Annotated in this window: 2 protein-coding genes and 1 tRNA gene; 1 reads left to right on the forward strand and 2 read right to left on the reverse strand. The window is 45.1% G+C overall.

What is annotated here, in order from left to right; genetic code table 11:
- Positions 1-639 precede the first annotated feature (639 nt).
- Positions 640-1,935 (reverse strand): UDP-N-acetylglucosamine 1-carboxyvinyltransferase, encoded by a 1,296-nt coding sequence (gene murA, locus HNQ69_RS06700; protein WP_183229277.1) that lies wholly within the window; start codon positions 1,933-1,935, stop codon positions 640-642.
- A gap of 176 nt (positions 1,936-2,111) precedes the next feature.
- Entirely contained in the window at positions 2,112-2,303 is a 192-nt protein-coding gene (locus HNQ69_RS06705) for a hypothetical protein (RefSeq protein ID WP_183229293.1), read from the reverse strand.
- Between the two features lie 124 nt (positions 2,304-2,427).
- On the opposite strand from HNQ69_RS06705, the gene HNQ69_RS06710 reads away from it, so the two are divergent.
- A tRNA-Thr gene (locus HNQ69_RS06710) sits at positions 2,428-2,502 on the forward strand.
- Positions 2,503-3,004: the final 502 nt, after the last annotated feature.

Here is a 3,004-nt window from a genome sequence, read left to right on the forward strand (position 1 = left end):
TGAGCTTTCAGACCGCACAGGTTTAGCAAAAAAGGTTTCGGCCGTACGGATCGGTCCTCATTTAAAGCCTGAAAGTCCAGATTTTTGGTAGTCCCATCCGAAGATAATCTTATTAGGAAAGCCTTTTTTAAAAGTGAGAATTGTTTAGAGGCAATTTCTTTGAAGCATTTTCCTTTTTGGTGTAAGATTTCAAGGGCCCCTTCAGGTGTCTCTTCATTCCCCCTTCGGAGCAAAAACTTCATGCCCGAGAAACCTTTCCTAGAAAGAGAGGGTTTTAGCGAAATCTTACGCTGCAGAGGAGACGTCTCGCAGAAAGGGTACGGTGCAACAAGGAGTTCCTCTTTTTAAAAGCTCCTGAAAGGATGACCGCTTCGAGTGTCTCTGCCCAAAGGTTAAATTTTTAACCTATGCTTGTAAGAAAAACTTTATAAACAAAGAGCTTCCCCAAAACTCTTCTGCAAATGAGAGGCGCTTACAGGAAATGAAAAAAGAAGTTTGCGTAAGGAGAAACCCGCAAAAATTCTCCTTACCAGAATCAAAGGGCGTCTTTTCTCAAGAGATCTTCCCCCTTGAAATCTTATTCCAAAGAGCCTCCCCTCTAAAGACGTGCTTCGCAAATACTCCTGGGGGACTAGAGATTTAAACTGTTATGCGTTGAATGGTAGCACCACAGCGGGCTAATTTTTCTTCCAATCGTTCAAATCCACGATCAAGATGATACACGCGATTGACGACAGTTTCTCCCTTTGCCGCCAGAGCAGCAATCACGAGAGAAACAGAAGCACGCAAATCGGTCGCCATGACAGGAGCGCCTTGCAAATTTTCGGTTCCATAGACGGTTGCGGTCTGCCCCTCGAGTTTTATTTGCGCCCCCAACCGTATGAGTTCCTGAACATGCATGAAACGATTTTCGAAAATGGTTTCGGTTATCCGAGCTGTTCCCTGAGCGCGTGTCATCAACGCCGTGAATTGTGCTTGAAGATCGGTTGGAAAATCAGGATACGGTCCCGTTGTAATATCGACGGGCATTATTTTTGTTTGTTGTGGATTGCGTTTAACGTGAATTCCTTGAGGTTCAATTTGAATATCGAGTCCGGCTTTTTGAAGAACCTTCAGCACTTTGGTCAGATGGTTATGGTTTGCATTTTTAAGAAAGACATCACCCCCGACCATAGCAACGGCCATTGCATAGGTTCCGGCTTCGATTCGATCGGGAATAACACCTATTTGCGTCCCATGGAGTTTTTTCACGCCCTCAATTGTGAGTGTTGTTGTTCCTTCGCCAACTATTTTTGCACCCATTGCGTTAAGGGCTCGAATAAGGTTTGCGACTTCTGGTTCACAAGCCGCATTTTCAAGGATAGTTGTTCCATTTGCCATTACAGCAGCCATAAGCATAACATGCGTTCCCCCAACGGTGACTTTAGGAAAACAATAACGTGTCCCTTTTAAACCGTTTGGAGCTTTAGCATGGACATATCCATTTTCGATAGCAATAGCTGCTCCCAGTGTTTTGAGTCCGTCTAGGATAAAATCGACGGGTCTTGTTCCGATGGCACATCCACCAGGCAATGACACATAAGCCTCTCGGCATCGTGCAAGCAGAGGACCAATTACCCAAAAGCTTGCACGCATTTTTTTAACCAATTCGTATGGTGCACGTATTGTTGTGATTTTTTGCGCGTTAAAATGGATTGTTCTCGAATCCACACAATCGTAGTGGATTTTTTGTCCATCGACCGCATATCCGACTCCATGGTTATTGAGAATCCGAATGAGCAATTCCACATCCGCCAGATGAGGAATATTTTCTAGAGTCAGAGTTTCTTCTGTGAGCAGTGCTGCAATCATAAGAGGCAAGGCGGCATTTTTTGCACCTGAAATAGGAATTGTCCCTTTCAGTTTTTTCCCACCAACAATTTGAATAGAATCCATAACACTTTCCCTTTGTTTCCCCTTCACAAGGTCTTGTACCTTCGAAAAGTTATTTTTTATAGTTTCATAACGAACCCTGTTATTTCAAAATGAATTCCTCATATGAGAATGCATTTCAAATGTTAGAATGAATTATTGCGCGCTTTTGTTGCAATATGTCGTAAGAAGAATTCTTTTTAGGGTTCTGTTTGCGCTCTTTTTCGACTTTGCTCTTTTCGTCGTTTTAGGTTTTGGCGCAATTGTTGCGCCAGTCTTTCCTGGCGCCGTTTTTCTTTTTCATCTTGGGAATTCATTTTTTCTTGTTTTTGTTTTTGATGCATTTGTGTCATTGCGCGGCCTTTTGAGCAGGATTGAAATTCTTCAAGCACCCACGTTTTTTGTATAGGAATTATACGTCATGACACAAGAAGGGTTTTCTTTCAAGAAGTGACAAATGCTCTCTTGCCTATTTTATGACAATATGGCACAAGACAGGGTCAAGATTGAAACGGCGCTGCGGTAGCTCAGTGGTAGAGCACTCCCTTGGTAAGGGAGAGGTCGAGAGTTCAATCCTCTCTCGCAGCACCATTATACACAACATTTTTACATCACAATTTTCACATCACCGGTTTTTTTACAATCACCGCGGCTTTTCGCACTTTTAGAGCACTCTCACAGCACTTTTTAGAGCACTCTCACAGCACTCTTGTTATCGTTTTTTGTCTCTCTTCAAAACTGAACTGATCCCCTTTTTCTCTTTCTCTTCCCATAATTTATCCCCCTTCTCCGCGCAAATCTGGCGCCCATCGGCTCTTCCAGCACAACACCTGCTCTTGCCCCGCACTCTTGCCTCATCGGCTCTTCCAGCATAGCACCTGCTCTTGCCCCGCACTCTCGCCTCATCGGCTCTTCCAGCACAGCACCTGCTCTTGCCCCGCACTCTCGCCTCATCGGCTCTTCCAGCACAGCACCTGCTCTTGCCCCGCACTCTCGCCTCATCGGCTCTTCCAGCACAGCACCTGCTCTTGCCCCGCACTCTCGCCTCATCGGCTCTTCCAGCACAGCACCTGCTCTTGCCCCGCACTCTCGC

The sequence above is a fragment of the Bartonella callosciuri genome (assembly GCF_014203215.1).
In the GTDB taxonomy this organism is placed as follows: domain Bacteria; phylum Pseudomonadota; class Alphaproteobacteria; order Rhizobiales; family Rhizobiaceae; genus Bartonella; species Bartonella callosciuri.